Source organism: Natronospira bacteriovora (assembly GCF_030848495.1).
GTDB lineage: Bacteria > Pseudomonadota > Gammaproteobacteria > Natronospirales > Natronospiraceae > Natronospira > Natronospira bacteriovora.
Window position 1 is genome coordinate 479,618 of sequence record NZ_JAVDDT010000002.1, and the last position, 15,941, is coordinate 495,558.

Annotated in this window: 14 protein-coding genes; 11 read left to right on the forward strand and 3 right to left on the reverse strand. The window is 61.1% G+C overall.

All coding sequences use genetic code 11. The annotated features are described in order from the left end of the window. Positions 1–98: 98 nt before the first annotated feature. Together RBH19_RS05025 and RBH19_RS05030 are read left to right on the forward strand one after the other, a co-directional pair. Positions 99–1,304 carry a Na/Pi cotransporter family protein gene (locus RBH19_RS05025; RefSeq protein ID WP_306727711.1) on the forward strand — a complete coding sequence of 402 codons (1,206 nt, stop codon included), beginning with the start codon at positions 99–101 and terminating at the stop codon, positions 1,302–1,304. A gap of 51 nt (positions 1,305–1,355) precedes the next feature. Next, positions 1,356–2,039, forward strand: a complete 684-nt coding sequence (locus RBH19_RS05030) for a PhoU domain-containing protein (RefSeq protein WP_306727712.1) — start codon at positions 1,356–1,358, stop codon at positions 2,037–2,039. 84 nt (positions 2,040–2,123) lie between these two features. On the opposite strand, the gene RBH19_RS05035 is transcribed toward RBH19_RS05030, so the two are convergent. Beyond that, the gene (locus RBH19_RS05035) at positions 2,124–2,681 is read right to left on the reverse strand and encodes a hypothetical protein (protein ID WP_306727713.1); all 558 of its coding nucleotides are present in this window, start codon (positions 2,679–2,681) and stop codon (positions 2,124–2,126) included. 161 nt (positions 2,682–2,842) lie between these two features. Here RBH19_RS05035 and RBH19_RS05040 point away from each other — a divergent pair, with 161 nt between their 5' ends. Together RBH19_RS05040 and RBH19_RS05045 are read left to right on the forward strand one after the other, a co-directional pair. Beyond that, positions 2,843–3,742, forward strand: a complete 900-nt coding sequence (locus RBH19_RS05040; protein ID WP_306727714.1) for an EamA family transporter — start codon at positions 2,843–2,845, stop codon at positions 3,740–3,742. Further along, positions 3,739–3,867 (forward strand): hypothetical protein, encoded by a 129-nt coding sequence (locus RBH19_RS05045; protein WP_306727715.1) that lies wholly within the window; start codon positions 3,739–3,741, stop codon positions 3,865–3,867. The genes RBH19_RS05040 and RBH19_RS05045 overlap by 4 nt, the downstream gene beginning before the upstream one ends. A gap of 5 nt (positions 3,868–3,872) precedes the next feature. Here RBH19_RS05045 and RBH19_RS05050 read toward each other — a convergent pair whose 3' ends face one another. Then, positions 3,873–4,898, reverse strand: coding sequence for a DUF5924 family protein (locus RBH19_RS05050; protein ID WP_306727716.1), 1,026 nt, complete (start codon positions 4,896–4,898; stop codon positions 3,873–3,875). A gap of 116 nt (positions 4,899–5,014) precedes the next feature. Further along, positions 5,015–6,442, reverse strand: coding sequence for an aldehyde dehydrogenase family protein (locus tag RBH19_RS05055; protein ID WP_306727717.1), 1,428 nt, complete (start codon positions 6,440–6,442; stop codon positions 5,015–5,017). Positions 6,443–6,608: 166 nt separating this feature from the next. Between RBH19_RS05055 and fabB the strand changes: the two genes are divergently transcribed. The 7 genes from fabB (at position 6,609) to RBH19_RS05090 (ending at position 15,939) form a co-directional block, all read left to right on the forward strand. Continuing rightward, the gene (fabB, locus tag RBH19_RS05060) at positions 6,609–7,826 is read left to right on the forward strand and encodes a beta-ketoacyl-ACP synthase I (protein ID WP_306727718.1); all 1,218 of its coding nucleotides are present in this window, start codon (positions 6,609–6,611) and stop codon (positions 7,824–7,826) included. Between the two features lie 57 nt (positions 7,827–7,883). After that, positions 7,884–8,414 (forward strand): macro domain-containing protein, encoded by a 531-nt coding sequence (locus RBH19_RS05065; RefSeq protein WP_306727719.1) that lies wholly within the window; start codon positions 7,884–7,886, stop codon positions 8,412–8,414. 9 nt (positions 8,415–8,423) lie between these two features. Beyond that, a complete protein-coding gene (cls, locus tag RBH19_RS05070; RefSeq protein ID WP_306727720.1) occupies positions 8,424–9,875 on the forward strand; it encodes a cardiolipin synthase in 1,452 nt (483 codons plus the stop codon). 57 nt (positions 9,876–9,932) lie between these two features. Next, complete coding sequence (locus RBH19_RS05075) at positions 9,933–10,463, forward strand: phosphatase domain-containing putative toxin (RefSeq protein ID WP_306727721.1); 531 nt, start codon at positions 9,933–9,935, stop codon at positions 10,461–10,463. Positions 10,464–10,589: 126 nt separating this feature from the next. Continuing rightward, on the forward strand, positions 10,590–11,780 hold the full coding sequence (locus RBH19_RS05080) for an efflux RND transporter periplasmic adaptor subunit (RefSeq protein ID WP_306727722.1): 1,191 nt from the start codon (positions 10,590–10,592) through the stop codon (positions 11,778–11,780). Between the two features lie 76 nt (positions 11,781–11,856). Then, positions 11,857–14,970: an efflux RND transporter permease subunit gene (locus RBH19_RS05085; RefSeq protein ID WP_306727723.1), complete on the forward strand. Its 3,114-nt coding sequence runs from the start codon at positions 11,857–11,859 to the stop codon at positions 14,968–14,970. Between the two features lie 144 nt (positions 14,971–15,114). Continuing rightward, complete coding sequence (locus RBH19_RS05090; protein WP_306727724.1) at positions 15,115–15,939, forward strand: GGDEF domain-containing protein; 825 nt, start codon at positions 15,115–15,117, stop codon at positions 15,937–15,939. The last annotated feature ends 2 nt before the right edge of the window (positions 15,940–15,941 follow it).

Below are 15,941 nucleotides of genomic sequence, written 5' to 3' on the forward strand. Positions count from 1 at the left end.
CGCTCTGCGTCCGCCCGAGGCGGTTCGCATCGCCGAGTCGATTCCAGTCCGTCAGACATGACTCAACGGCGCCCGGTCGCCGGCTCTGGTGTTGATTTATGGCTCAATCCGAACCCTCGCGGGCACCACGTCCGCCCGCGTTGACTCGATTTGCCCCAGTCCCCGAGGTTCCTGGCTGGCTGCGTGGCATCTACGCCGGGCTTTGCCTCTATCTCTTCCTGTCAGCGCTGAACATCATGGGTACCGGTCTGGGTACCTTTGGCGGGGAAAGTGATTGGCTGACCCGGGCATTCGCCTACGGCGAGAACCCCTTCATCGCGCTCATGGGGGCGGTGATTGTCACGGCTCTGGTGCAGAGCTCGTCCTTTACCACGGCGCTGATCGTGACCCTGGTGGCGACGGGGGAAATGACCCTGGGCACGGCGGTCTTCGCCATCATGGGGGCCAATATCGGCACCTCCGTGACGGCGGTGATCGTGGCATTGGCCAACCTGAGGATTCGTCGCAACTTCCGGCGTTCCTTCACGGCCGCTCTGATTCACGACCTCTTCAATCTCCTGACGGTGGCGGTCCTCTTCCCCCTGGAATGGCTTTCCGGTGCCCTGCACGAAAGCGGAAGAGGGGTTCTGACGCGTGCGGCGAACAGCATTGCGGACCTGATCGGCATGCAGGAGGTGGCCAACCCCTCCAGTCCGGTGAAGGTCATCACCCGACCCATGGTCAACCTCTTTGAATGGGTGGCGGGCCTGTTCACGCCCACGACCACGGCCGAAGGCCTGGTGATGGCTGCCATGGGCCTGATCCTGATGTTCATCGCCCTGGTGTTCATGGTCAAGAATCTGCGTGGGGCAGTGCTGCGTCACATGGACGGGCTGTTCCGCACCTATTTTTTCCGGACGGACATCCGCGCTTACGGTGTCGGCGCCTTCTCCACGGTGGCTGTCCAGTCCAGCACCATTACCACCAGCCTCATGGTGCCCCTGGCCGGCGCCGGGGTGGTGCCGATGAAGCGGTTGCTGCCATTCATGATGGGTTCCAATCTCGGAACCACGGTAACCAGCGTGCTGGCGGCCACGGCCAATCCCGTGTCGGCGGCGGTAACGGTCGCACTGGTCCATGTCCTGTTCAACCTGGTTGGAACGGCGATCTGGTATCCGTTGCGGGCCATCCCGATGCGGATTGCCAACTGGTACGGCCGCCTGGCGAGTAATTCGCCACGCTATGCATTCTTTTTCCTCTTCCTGATATTCTTGATCATTCCAGTGGTCGGAATCGCTATCACGGAAGTCATCATTCACCTGTAAGGGCAGGGTGACCGCACCGCTATACGGTGTGGAATCTGGCGGGAGAGCGAGATGTTCAGACAGATTTTCAGCGCATTGGCATCGGAGAAGAATTCGGTGGACAAGGCCTTCGCTGATCTCAGCGAGATGCTGGATCATGGGGCCTGGATGTTCCAGCGCGCGAATGAGGTGTTGCACAGTGAGGTGCCGGCCGAGGAAGTGCATGATGCCATTTATCGGCGTGACCGTGCCATCAATGAACTGGAGCGGTCGATTCGCCGCAAGGTGCTTCGCTATCTGACGGTCAATCCCGGTTATGACGTGGCTGTCTGCCTGGCCCTGATGAGTGTCGCCAAGGATGCGGAACGAATCGGGGATTACTGTAAGAATGTTTTCGAGGTCGGGCAGTTTTACACGCGTGGATTTCATGTGCCGCGGTATCACGAGCCCCTGGATAAGGTTTCGGCCGACATCAACGAGATCTTCAATATGGTCTCAAAGGCCTGTCGGGCCTCGGATGAGGATTTGGCTCAGCAGGCCATCGAATTGTCCAGACAGGCCCGTGGCATTTGTGATGGCGTGATCCAGGATCTCTTCAAGGAAGAAGAGGCTGTGGAAATGCATGAAGCCGTGGCCTATTCACTGTTGGCGCGCCACTACAAGCGGGTCATTGCTCACTTGTCGAATATCGCCACTGCCTTGCTGGGGCAGCTGGAGGATCTGGATTTCTTTGCCGATGATGACGAGGACGACTGATCCCCGTATTCCAGGATGATGGCGCTTGCATGAAAAAAGCCGGACCCAATGGGCCCGGCTTTTTTCTGTCGCCGAGGGTGGTGGTCAGAAGCCTTCCAGTTCGGAGACACTGTCACCCGAGAAGGTGACGACCTGGCGGGCAAAACGGTTTCGCCAGTAGGTCCAGGTGTTCTGGTCGAGACTGGGGGTCTGGTGTGCCGGCGGATAGCCACGCGCCATCACCACCGCGTCACGGCTCATGCCTTCTTTGGGCTCACCCTTCTCGATGGCTTCCCGAGTGGCGGCATCGAAGCGGTTGAGATTGACGCGGCTGTCGGAAAAATAGCGGTCGTAGATGCCTTCGATGTCCAGGTTGGTGTAACCGGGTACGTTCACAATGCGTACATTGCGATTGATGTCCGGTACGTTGATGACGATGGCGTCACGGTTGGAATCAAGAATCTCGACCCGCGTGTTGACGGGGATCTGGTAGCCGACGCGGTAGTTGGTGGCCAGGTGCTGATTACCGTCGGCCCATATGGTTATCTGGGTATAGACCGTCTTGCCTTCATGATGCTGGATCGGGCTTCCTCCCGCACAGGCACTCAGCAGAAGAACCAGGGCGGTAAGGGCAAACAGTGGTTTGAAGCTGCCAAATCGCATGAAATACCTCCTTTTTTGACCCCTTGGGCGAGTGGCCACCCGTCTCTGGTGGCGGCTGGCTTGCTATTGTCATTGCGACAGGCCGATATTACCTGAGGACGCGGGGGGTTCAAGCACCCATTTGGGGGGTGCCCCATCGGATGCCAGGAGTTTTACGGAGCATGGCCTATCTCTTGCTTGTGACCCTTCTGTGGGCTTTTTCCTTCAGTCTGATCGATGTCTACCTGGCTGGCGCGGTGGACAGCGATTTTGCCGTACTCAGCCGCGTGCTGCTTGGCGGGCTGGTTTTCCTGCCATTGCTGCGAATTCGGGGCCTTCCGACCGGGCTGATTGCCGGCATGATGGCCGTGGGGGGGCTGCAATTCGGACTGACCTACCTCTGCCTCTATCGCTCCTTTGCCTACCTGACCGTCCCCGAAGTGCTGCTCTTCACGGTGGCGACGCCTCTCTATGTGACACTGATCGATGATGGTCTGCGGCGGCGTTTCGCGCCCGTGGCCCTGCTGGCGGCGGTCATCGCCGTCATCGGGGCCGGGCTGATTCGTTACGACGGTCTCAGTGAGTCATTCTGGACAGGGTTTCTGCTGATTCAGGCCGCCAATCTCGGTTTTGCCGCCGGACAGGTGGGGTATCGCCATCTGATGCGCCATTACCCGATGGATGTGCCGCCCTGGCGGTTCTTTTTCTTTTTCTTCGCCGGCGCCATGCTGGTCTCCGGGCCCAGCTTCTGGTGGTTTGGTGATGTCGGCCGATTGCCCGAGACGTTCACGCAATGGGGCGTGATTGCCTGGCTGGGCCTGGCCGCGTCGGGCGCGGGTCTGTATTTCTGGAATCGCGGGGCCTGCCTCGTGGATGCGGGGACGCTGGCGGTCATGAACAACCTCCTTGTGCCGGCGGGTCTGCTGGTGAATCTGCTCATCTGGAACCGGGAGGCGGATCTGCTACGGCTGGCCATCGGGGGTGGAATCATCGTGTTCTCCCTCTGGCTCAACGCCCGCTACTCCCGTCATGCGGTGATTCACTGGCGAGGAAAAGAGCAGAAAGGGATCGAAGCGGCATGATCGGCTTGCTGTCGGATATCTTGAGTATTCTGGCTTCATGGGCCGGAATGGGCGTGCTGCTTTTGCTGGCGGTGGGTCTCAAGATCTGGCAGATCATGCGTGAGTACCGCAGGCGTCGGCGCTGAAAGTGTCATGCCCCTGGCTCGGACTCCACCTGAAAACGGGTTCGCCCAATCATCTGTCCCGAACGGGTCTTGACCCTGACTTCCCACTGACCTTCGGGCCGTTGCGGGAAGTTTTCCTTGCGCGTCCACGCACGGTAGCCGGCTTCACGCCCGCCGGTGATCTCCAACGGAATCACGTCATAGGTCTGGCCGTCATGGATCCAGTGGTGATAGATGGTCTCTCTTAGACCCCGGGGCGCGCGAACCGCGGTATAGGCATAAATGCCGCCATTTTGCAGAAGGTCTGCCGGGATGCGATCCACGCCGTTGCCCGCGGAACGTTGGTCTCTGTCCACGTCCTCTGTAATCACTACGCTGGTCAACCAGAGTGTGGCCGGGGGCACCATCACCCGCCCAAGCCAGGCACCACCCGCCAATGCCACGGTCAGTCCGGTCAGGCCAGCCGCCCAGGCAAGGCCACCGACCGGGATGACGCGGCACAGGGAGGGAAAGGCGAAGGCAACGGCGAGCCCGGTGGCAATCAGATAGGTCTGCAGGGTGTCGAGCTGGAAGATGACCGGGAGGGCGGCCAGCAGAAGAGCGAACAGGGCAAGGGAGTGGTAGGCGAGGTACATCCATCGACGACGCGCCAGCCAGCCGTTGTAGAGCGGATCGACGATGGAGATCAGTGCCGCCAGTGCGATCAAGACAGAGAACAGCAACTGGGGGCTTTCCCAGGAGGTGGTGATGAACAGGAAGGGGAGAATGAAGAAAAAGCTTTCCTGATGAACGATCTGGGTCGTGAAACGCAGAAGTGGTGGCGGCAGATCCAGTCTGAACAGCGTGTGCAGCAGGCGCCGGATGGGATGCTCCAGCAGCAGCCAGGCCCAGCTGGCCAGCATGAACAGCGCAATCAGGGCGGCCATTTCTTCCTGGCGTTCCACCAGCAGAAAGCTGGCCAGGCCGGACGCAAAACCCACTGCGGCGAAGAAGAGGGGGTGGCGGCGAATGTGAACCCCTAGCCGCAGCAGTCTGCCTTTCACGGTTGCCATCGATGCCGAGCCCCTGATTCCACCCCCCGGTGAAACGGGATGATCCCTTGCCTGAAGGTTGACCGTGTGGCGCCGGTCGAGTTCAGCTTCTCAGTCACAGCTTCCCCGGTTCGGCATCAGGTCCAGCCCTTGGGGAATCGGATGTTGAAGCAATAGACCTTGGGCTCGGTCATTTCATTGAGGACATAGCCCACGCCTTCGCGACCGATGCCGGAGCCCTTGACGCCGCCAAAGGGTGCTGCATCCAGCCGGTAGTCGCTGCTGTCATTGATCATGACACCACCACACTCCAGGGCATCCGCTACCCGGAAGGCCGTGTCCACATCACGTGTGAAGACCCCGGCATGCAGGCCGTAATCCACGGAATTGGCGATCTCGATCGCTTCATCTTCGCTGGCAAAGGCATGCAGGCTGGTGACGGGGCCGAAAATCTCATCCTTGACCATGGGATGGTTCGCCGGGACGGCCTCCAGTACCGTGGGTGCGTAGTAATTTCCATCGCGCTGGCCACCCGTCAGCAGGCGAGCTCCGTCACGCATGGCATTCTCGACTGATTGTTCGACCCGTTCGGCGGCCGCCTTGTCGATCAACGGACCCATGTCCATGTCTTCGGAATACTTGTCGCCATAGCGAACCCGGGTCATGGCCGCCACGAACTGGTCCCGAGCCGTCTCATAGATGGACTCATGCAGAAGCAGTCGTTGTACATGCAGGCAGTTCTGGCCAGCCGCCGCAATGGCGCCACCCACCACGGCCGGGATGGCCTGCTCCAGATCCGCATCATCCATGATGATGGTGGGGGAGTTGCTTCCAAGTTCCATGCCGAACTTCTTCAGACCGGCACGCTGCATGATCTTCTCGCCAGTGCTTCGGCCACCCGTGAAGGAGATCATCCGTACCCGCTCATCCACGGCCAGGGCATCCCCGGCATCATGCCCGTAGCCAGTCACAACCTGGAAAATGCCGTTCTCGATGCCCGCAGCTTCGAAGGCTTCCAGCAGCTTCAGGGCCGATAGCGGGGTTGCCTCATGCGGTTTGACAATGACGGTATTGCCCCCCGCAATGGCCGGGCCAACCTTGTGCGCCACCAGATTCAGCGGGTCATTGAAGGGCGTGATGGCGCCAATCAGTCCCACGGGAATGCGGCGGGAATACCCGAAGCGGTTCTCGCTGCCCGGGCGTTGGTCGAAGGCAATGGTGTTACCCACGATGCGCCGGGTCTCCTCCGCGGAAAGCCGCAGGGTCATGACGGCCCGGGCAACTTCGGCGCGGGCCTCATTGATGGTCTTTACCCCTTCTCGCGCCAGAGTGTCGGCAAACTCGGCGCGGTGCCGGTCCACGTAATCGGAAGCGTCATAAAGAACGCGCATGCGCTCGTGGACCGGCATGCGCCGGGCCCGGTCGCGCGCCGCATCCGCCCGGTCAATGGCCTTGCGCATGCCGGCCGCATCGTGACGGGGGACTTCGGCTACGAGGCTGTCATCCTGCGGGTCGAGCACGGAGATATGGGTATCACCTTGTCGTGTTGAGGTTTTCGCCGTCATTTTCTTCTCCCGCTGATTATGCGCACTGAGGTTCAACTTGGCGCATGGACGGGGTGTTCGTCAAACCGGACCGAACGGTCGCTTGAAATACGGGCGGTAGCGGTTGTCGGCAGCCATGATTTGGTAAGATGGCGGCTTTACTCAATCGATCATAAGGAAGACCGCTGTGCGTAGAGTCGTTGTCACCGGAATGGGCATCGTTTCCTGCCTGGGTAATGATCCGGAAACCGTCGTGGATTCCCTCAGGAATGGCCGGTCAGGCATTCGCTTCAATGAGGAATATGAACGACTGGGTCTTCGCAGTCGGGTTTCCGCGCGGCCAGATATCGATCTCGAAGCCCGCGTGCCGCGCAAGCCCATGCGCTTCATGGGCGACGCGGCCGCTTATGCCTACGTGGCCATGGAGGAGGCAGCCCGGGGTGCCGGCCTCGACCCGGAGGCATTGTCGGATCCCAGGATCGGTCTGATCACCGGCTCCGGCGGGGGGTCTGTGTCCTGGTTGGTCAAGGCAGCGGACATCCTGCGTGAGAAGGGTATCCGGCGGGTCGGCAGCTTTACCGTGCCGAAGGCCATGAGCAGCACAACCTCTGCCTGTCTGGCCACGGCGTTCGGCATCAAGGGCATCAATTACTCCATCTCTTCGGCCTGTGCCACCAGTGCCCATTGCATTGGCAATGCCATGGAGCAGATTCAGCTTGGCAAGCAGGATGTGGTGTTCGCCGGTGGGGGTGAGGACGAACACTGGACCATGACCATGATGTTCGATGGCATGGGTGCCTTGTCGTCGAAATACAATGACACGCCTGAAAAGGCCTCAAGGCCTTACGACCGGGATCGTGACGGCTTCGTCATTGCCGGTGGTGGCGGCATGCTGGTGCTGGAAGATCTGGAACACGCCCAGGCCCGCAATGCCCCGATCCTCGCGGAACTGGTCGGTTACGGGGCGACGTCGGATGGTGCCGACATGGTGGCTCCCAGCGGTGAAGGCGCAGTCCGCTGCATGCGGCAGGCCATGGAATCGCTCGATGGTGGCATTGACTATGTCAATGCCCATGGCACCAGTACCCCCAAGGGCGACATCACGGAACTGGAAGCCATGAATGCGGTGTTCGGAGAAGACATGCCGCCCGTTGCATCCACCAAATCCCTCACAGGGCATTCCCTGGGTGCCGCTGGTGTCCATGAAGCCATCTTTTCCCTGCTCATGATGCAGGAGGGGTTCATCGCCGCTTCGGCCAACATCGAAAATCTGGATCCGTCGGCCGAAGGGAAGGGGGTGGTGACCCAGCGCCGGGATTCGGTGCAGCTGAACCGGGTCATGTCGAACAGTTTCGGTTTCGGCGGCACCAACGCGACGCTTGTGTTCCAGCGCTACACCGGCTGAACCGCTCGCCGGCTGCTATGCTGAATGGCGTGTCCGGCCCGTCGGGAGGTGGTGGCCATGGAGCGTCAGTTTCATTCCGTCACAATACAGTTGGCGAAAGGCGATATTACGCGCCAGCCGGATCTTGATGCGGTCATCAATGCCGCCAATGCCGGGTTGATGCCGGGCGGCGGGGTGGCCGGTGCCATTCACCGGGCCGCGGGGGCGGAACTGGAAGCAGCCTGCCGCCCGCTTGCCCCGATCGATCCGGGGTCGGCGGTCATTACCCCTGCGTTTTCATTGCCCAATCGGCATGTGATTCATTGCCTGGGGCCGGTCTACGGCGTGGATGAGCCCTCGGATCGTCTGCTGACCCGATGTTACGAACGGGCACTCGATCTGGCGGAGGAAGCGAAACTGGGTAGCCTGGGATTCCCGGCGATTTCCACCGGCGCCTTCGCGTACCCAAAGCGCGATGCTGCCGCCATTGCGCTGCATGTCATGGTTCAGCGGGCTCCCAGCCTATCCGCGGTTCGTCTCATTCGCTTCGTTCTTTTTTCCGACGATGATCTGACCATCCATCGCGAGATTCTTGCTGAGCTCGGCTGAGGGGGGAAGGTGGAGTTTCTGCAATCGGCTCTGGCGGCGTGGGGTACGCCCGCCCTGGCTCTGGCAACCCTGGCGCTGGCCGCCGTAGTGTCTGGGCATGCCATTCTCAACAAGAGCGATACCCGCGCGGCAGTGGCCTGGGTGGGCGTGATCTGGCTGGCACCCGTGGTGGGTTCGATTTTGTATCTGCTTCTGGGCGTCAACCGCATTCAGCGCCGGGCGACACTCCTGCGTCATGGAATGGAACGCGTGCAGGGTGAGCAGGATCTGGCTGCATTTGCACCCGGGTCCCTGGATCGCTTCGTCCCGGCCGCCCTCCAGCCCCTGTCCCGTCTCTCCAATCGCGTGGCCCGACAGCCCCTCCTCGGAGGCAACCGCCTGGGGGTGCTGAGAAACGGAGATGAGGCCTACCCAGCCATGCTCGCTTCGATCGAGTCGGCCAGCACCAGCATTTCCCTGAGCACCTATATCTTCAATAACGACTCGGTCGGAAAGCAGTTTGCCGAGGCGCTGGGCCGGGCCAGGGATCGCGGCGTCGATATCCGCGTGCTGGTGGACGCAGTGGGCTTGCGCTACACCCTGCCGACCATTGAGGGTGTGTTGCGTCGCCGTGGTATACCACATTCGCGCTTTCTGCCGCCCCGGCTACCGTGGAATCTGCCGTTCATGAACCTTCGGAACCACCGCAAGCTGATGGTCGTGGACGGTCGCCAAGGCTATGTCGGGGGTATGAACATTGCGGAGGGTAATTGCCTGCAACGCCATCCCAGACACCCGATTCAGGATTTGCATTTCTCGGTTGAGGGGCCGGTGGTCTCAGAGCTTCAGGCGGTTTTCGCCGAGGACTGGGCCTTCAGTGCCGGTGAGGCCCTGCGCGGAGCACGCTGGTTTCCTCCGCCCGAACGACCAGGCGCGTCATTGGCAAGGGTGATCGCTGATGGCCCGGACGAACGCTACGATACGCTGCGCCAGGTCATGAGTGGCGCCATTGCCGTTGCCAAGTCCCGGGTTCGTGTCATGACGCCCTATTTTCTTCCCGATGCCACCCTCAGGGACGCATTGTGTACAGCGGCTCTGAGAGGCGTGGAAGTGGACATCATCCTGCCTGCCAGAAACAATCTGCCCATTGTTGCCTGGGCCTGCGAGCCCCAGCTTGGCTCCCTTCTCCGCTGGGGTGTGCGTATCTGGTATTCGCCACCGCCTTTCGATCATTCAAAGTTGCTGACGGTGGATGATGCCTGGGCCCTGGTGGGCTCGGCCAATTGGGACCCACGCAGCCTCTCGCTGAATTTCGAGTGCAATGTGGAGTGCTATGACGAATGGCTGCTGAGGGATCTCAATCAGGGCTTCGACAGCCGACTGGCGACCTGCCACGAGATTACCAGCGGCATGTTGTCCGCTCGCTCTCTGCCCGTTCGTCTGCGCAACGGTGTAGCCCGTCTGTTTACGCCTTACCTGTAAGGCGATTGCGTGCATGCTGGGCTTGATCCGAGGCTCCTGTTAAGAGGTGTCCTGTGAATGATCACGATTGACAGCCTTCCGCTGCCGGGCATGCCTGGCGTGCTGGGGCTTTCCCGCTGTCCCGGCACCCGGCCCGGTAATCCGCTGCGGCGTCACGCGCAGCTGGAAGAAGAACTTCGGTCAATTGCGGAGTGGGGTGCCCTGGGCGTGTTGACACTCAATGAAGCTTCGGAACTGCGTTGGCTGGGCCTGGAGGGCCTGGGTCCAGCCGTGGAACGGGCGGGAATGCAATGGTGGCATTGCCCGATCGGGGATTTTCAGGCGCCGGGACAGGCCTTTGAGCAGGCCTGGCGACAATCGGAACCCGAGGTGACGTACATCCTCGGTTCGGGGGGGCGGATTCTGGTTCACTGTCTTGCCGGGCTCGGGCGGACTGGCACGGTGGCGGGCCGTCTGCTCATGGAGCAGGGCCTGAGTGCAGCCGCAGCCATCGCACGTGTCCGGCAGGCACGGCCTGGCGCCATTCAGAGCGATGCGCAGCGGCGTTACCTGGAACTGCAGGTCTGGTCGGAGGCAGGGCGTCGATAATCGTTCGATTTCGTTGGAACCTGCGCTGCCCGGTCTGGTCACAGGCGTGGGTGTCGTTGAATCCTGACGTCTCTTCGAAAATTCAAATAAATGACCTCTTCAACGCCGATAAGGATTTCCAGAGGAATGAAGAACATCAAGGCAGTTGTACTCGGTGGCCTTGCCGCTGCCATCGCTCTGGTCTGGTGGTTTGGTGGTGGGCCGGATGGCCAGCGCGGAGCCCCCGATGGTTTCCAGCGGGGGGGGCAGGCCGTGGCCGTCGAGACCGCCCCCGTTGAGTTTCGGGACATCCAGGACGTGGCGAATTACACGGGTACCCTTCTGCCCGAGAGTCAATTCATGCTTGCCTCCAAGGTCAGCGGCCGCGTCCGTCAGCTGACGGTGGATATCGGCGACACGGTCGAGCGTGGCCAGGTCATCGCGCGACTGGACGATGAGGAGTTCGAACAGGAGGTGGCCGAAGCGCAGGCGGCGCTGGATGTAGCGCGGGCTCAGTTCGAGGACGCCCAGGCGCGACGGGATGTTCGCGAGCGTGAATACCGGCGTCTCGAGGAGTTGCGCCAGCAGGGCCTTGCATCCGAGTCGGAGTACGATGTGGGGCAATCCGAGTTCGAGGCCGCCCGATCCAATGTTGAAGTCAATCGTGCCCAGGTGGCTCAGCGTCTTGCTGCCCTGCGCGCCGCCGAATTGCGACGGTCCTATGCCACGGTTCGTGCCGAATGGAATGGAGGGGGTGAGCAGACACGCGTGGTCGGAGAGCGTTTCATCGACGAAGGATCGAACGTTTCCGCCAATGAAGCGATTGTCTCCGTTCTAGGAACCGGTGCCCTGCGTGGCGTCACATTTGTTACCGACCGAGATTTTGCTCGCCTGAGCGTTGGCCAATCCGTGGCGATTCGCAGTGATGCCTGGCCCGGTGAGGTGTTTCCCGGAACCGTGGCCCGTATTGCCCCCCAGCTGCGCGAGGATACCCGCCAGGCCCGCGTGGAGCTGCATGTGCCCAATGACGATGGTCGCCTCGGTCCCGGCTTCTTCGTCAGGCTCGAGATTGCCGTCGAGACCATCGAGGATGCCAGGGTGGTACCACTGGATGCGCTGACACGCCATGCCGGTCAGCGTGGCGTATTCCTGATTGAAACGCAGGATGGTGAAAGGGGTGAAGAGGGGCGGGTCGCCCGATTCGTTCCAGTGACCGTCGGTGTCAGGACACCGGAGTACGCCCAGATCCTCTCGCCGGCAATCGAAGGCGATGTGGTGACGCTGGGCCAGCACCGCCTGGGAGATGGAACGCCCGTGCGCATTCCGGAATCCGGTTGATCCAACCACTGAACCTTCGCCCGATCACGGTTGAATTCTCTCAAGATCGTGGCGGTGACAGGAGCACATTCCAGAAATGAAGATTGCGAAGCTGACGGTCAATCGTCCTGTGTTTACCACGATGATGGCCCTGATCGCCGTCCTGGTCGGGCTGTTCAGCCTGAGCCGTCTTCCCATCGATCTGATGCCGGATGTGACCTATCCGACTTTGACTGTGGCAACCTCCTACGAGAATGCCAGCCCCGAAGAGGTCGAGGAGACGATTACACGGCGCGTGGAAGAAGCCGTGGCCACGGTGGCCGGTATCGAGGAGCTGACGTCGGTATCGTCGGAAGGCAGCAGCAACGTGCGGGTGACCTTCCAGTGGGGCGTGGATCTGGATGTGGCCGCAAACGACATCCGCGATCGCCTGGATCAGATCGTCAATGCTCTGCCGGACGAGGCCGATCGGCCACGATTGCGCAAGTTTGACCCGGCCAGTTTTCCCATCCTCATCTACGGGGTATCCAGCGACCTGGACCCGATCGCTCTGCGTAGTCTGATTGACGAAGAGTTGAGTTACCGGATCGAGCGCATACCGGGCGTGGCTTCCCTGGATATCTGGGGTGGCTTGAGTCGACAGATTCAGATCCGCGTGGATCCCGAACGTCTGCAGGCACTTGATCTGCCCCTGGATCAGATACGTGGCGCCCTGCGAGAAGCCAACATTACCGTTCCGGCCGGCGAGGTTGAGCGCGGTCGGCTGGATGTGGCCGTGAGGACGCCCGGCAAATTCCAGAGTCTGGAAGAAATCGAGCGCCTGGTGGTGGCTCGACGGGATGGCGGGCCCGTTCGCCTCGGTCAGATTGCCGAGGTGGCCGACAGCCATGAGCGCATTACCCGTATCATTCGCATCAATGAACACCCTGGTGTGCGAATTGCGGTTCGCAAACAGGCCGGCAGCAATACGGTTGATGTAGCCGAACGGGTCAATGCGGAGATGCGTCGCATTGCCCGGGATTATCCACAAATCGGTCTGGTTCCGGTGATCGATCAGTCGGAATACATTCAGAACTCCATCGACAATCTGACCACGACCATTCTCTACGGCGGGATTCTGGCGGTACTGGTACTGCTGGCCTTCCTGCGCAGCATCCGCGGTACGCTGGTGGTTGCCGTGGCGATTCCCACATCGCTGATCGCCACCTTTGCCCTGATCTTCTTCGGCGGGTTCACCCTCAATCTCATGACCCTTGGCGGCCTGGCCCTCGGGGTCGGCCTGATGGTGGATAACGCCATTGTGGTTTTGGAGAACATATCCCGGGTTCGAAAGGAGGAAGCGGACAATCGCACCGAGGCGGCGATCGAAGGCACGTCACAGGTGGGGCCGGCCATCATTGCCAGCACGGTGACCACCCTGGTGATCTTTGCGCCACTGGTGTTCGCCCAGGGGATATCCGGGGAAATGTTCAGTCAGTTGGCCTATACCGTTGGTTTTGCGCTCATCTGTTCGCTTCTGGTGGCCTTGACGGTCGTTCCGATGCTGGCCTCCAGAATCCTGAAGGATGAAGGACAGGCCCTGACGGGAGGGCCACATCCCTTCAAGCGCCTGGCGCAGGTCTTGGGCCGTGGTTTCGACAGACTGGAGGAGCGCTATCGCTCCCTGTTGCAGATGGCCCTGCTGAATCGTGGCATGACATTGGCGGTCACCGCCCTCATTCTGCTGCTGGCGCTGACCCTGGTTCCCCGGATCGGTGCGGAGTTCATGCCCGCGGCGGATGAAAGTGAAGTCCGTGTCAGCGTGGAGATGGCCCCGGGCACTCGTCTGGAGTTGCTGGACGAGGTGATGCGAAAGGTGGAAGACATTGTCATCCCGGCCGTGCCGGAAACGGAGTCCAGCTACACGCGAATGGGCTCTTCCGGCTGGCGCGGCAGTGGTCATACCGGACAGCTTCGATTGAATCTCGTCGGAGTGCGGGAGCGTGACCGCAGCAGTGACCAGATTGCCGCCGACCTTCGGCCGCTGTTACAGGACATCCCGGGTGCAACCATCCGCACACGTGCCGGTCAGGGCCTGTTTCTTCTTCGCATGGGCACCGGGGGCGGCGATGGCGAACCCCTCGAGATTGAAATTCGCGGTTTCGAACTGGATCGCCTCCAGTCCCTCGCCGACGATATCAATGAACGGGTTCGGGACGTGGAGGGCATCACGGACACCCGCCTGAGCCGGGAAGAAGGGATCCCGCAAGAGTTGATGGTCATCAATCGGACCCGGGCGGCCGATCTGGGAGTCTCGGTGGAGCGTGCCGCCAGGACGCTGGAGGCCGCCATCGGTGGTGTCAGGGCAGGCCAGTTCAGTGAACAGGGGCGCGAATACGACATGCTGCTCCGCATGCGGGATTCCGAACGGCTGACCCAGCCGCAGATTCTCAATCTGACGGTTCCCAATGATCAGGGGCAGCAGATCGCCTTGCGCAACATCATCGACATTACCGAGGGCATCGGGCCACAGCAGATCGATCGCAAGAACCAGCAGCGCCTGAGCGTGATCTACGCAAACATCAGCGGGCGTGACCTGGGCTCGGTGGCGGCCGACATCCAGTCGCTCCTGCGGGATATACCGATGCCGGAGGGCTATGAAGCCTTCGTGAGCGGTGAGTTTGAAGATCAGCAGGAAGCATTCTCGGAACTGGGTCTGGCCATGATCATGGCAATCATTCTGGTCTACATGGTGCTCGCCTCCCTTTACGAGTCCCTTCGTGACCCGCTGATTGTCATGTTCACCGTGCCCCTGGCCATCATCGGGGTGAGCTTCATGCTCTTCCTCACCGGAACGACGTTCAATATGCAGTCAATGATTGGCATGATCATGCTGGTCGGGATCGTGGTGAATAACTCCATTCTGATTGTCGATCAGACGGCGCGTCTGCAACGTTGGGATGGTTTGCGCCTGGAAGCGGCGATCGTGGAAGCCGGCCGCCGTCGCCTGAGACCCGTGCTGATGACCACCCTGACCACCACGTTTGCCATGTTGCCCCTGGCTCTGGGTGTGGGGGAGGGCGCCGAACAGCAGGCACCCATGGCGAGGGCGGTCATTGGCGGGCTGCTCTCCGCCAGCCTGTTGACCCTGCTGGTCATCCCGGTGCTCTACAGCCTGTTTCACCGCAAGGACGACGAGAAGCTGATGAGCGAAGCGGTTTCACCGTCCTGATCACCCGTCGAAACTCCGACGGCCGGCAAGCCCTTGCCGGTCGTCGCTTCCGCGCGATCCCGCAAGTCACCGTAATTCAAGGAATTATCTTTCCAGGCATGTGATTTGCATGTGATGCCTCACGATCTGTTTCGGTGAGGACCCATGCAGAATTCTCCATTTGACCATTCAGTGTCTTGCTTGCTCGGCCCGTTGCTGCGGGCGGAGACCCCCGCGGAAGCGGTCGCGGCCCTGCACAGGCCGGGGCCCTGTGATCGATCCACTGATCATGCGTCGGCGATCACCGGTGTTGAGCTGGATGCCGGTGACGCCGGGCGATGGAGCCGGGGCGAGTGGGGTACACCACTCCTGGATGGCGATCTGGTACACGATGGACAACGGCTTGGACGTCTCCGGGTGTTCGGGAAGGAATGCTACCCGTGCGGGGAAGCCCTGGCCGTCGCCGCGCCATTGGTAATTGCGGCAATCAGCCGCATTCTCGCCCTGCATGTGGCCGAGCAGAGGGCCTTTCTTGATGGGCTCACCGGCTGCCTGAATCGCAGCGGGCTGGATCACTTCCTGGATGTCGAGCTGCAGCGGGCGGAACGCAGCCGCCAGCCGCTTTCCGTGATTCTTCTGGACGTGGACAATCTCAAGCGTGTCAACGATGAGTGTGGCCATGCAATTGGTGACAGGATGCTCACGGTTCTTGCGGGAATCCTCAATGACCGATTGCGCGGTGTGGATCGCGTTGCGCGACTCGGTGGTGACGAGTTTGTGGTCATCCTGCCAGACACCAATGCTTCAGGCGCAGAGACCGTCCGGGCCAAGATCGAAGATGGCCTGAATCGGGCGGCCATGGCACCTGGCGTCAGCATGGGGGTGTCGGAATATCGGCCAGGCGACAACCGGGGCCAGTTGCTGGATCGCGCCGATCAGGCCATGTATCGCTGCAAGGCGGCCCGCAAGAAGCAGCCTCATGTGGCCTAGTG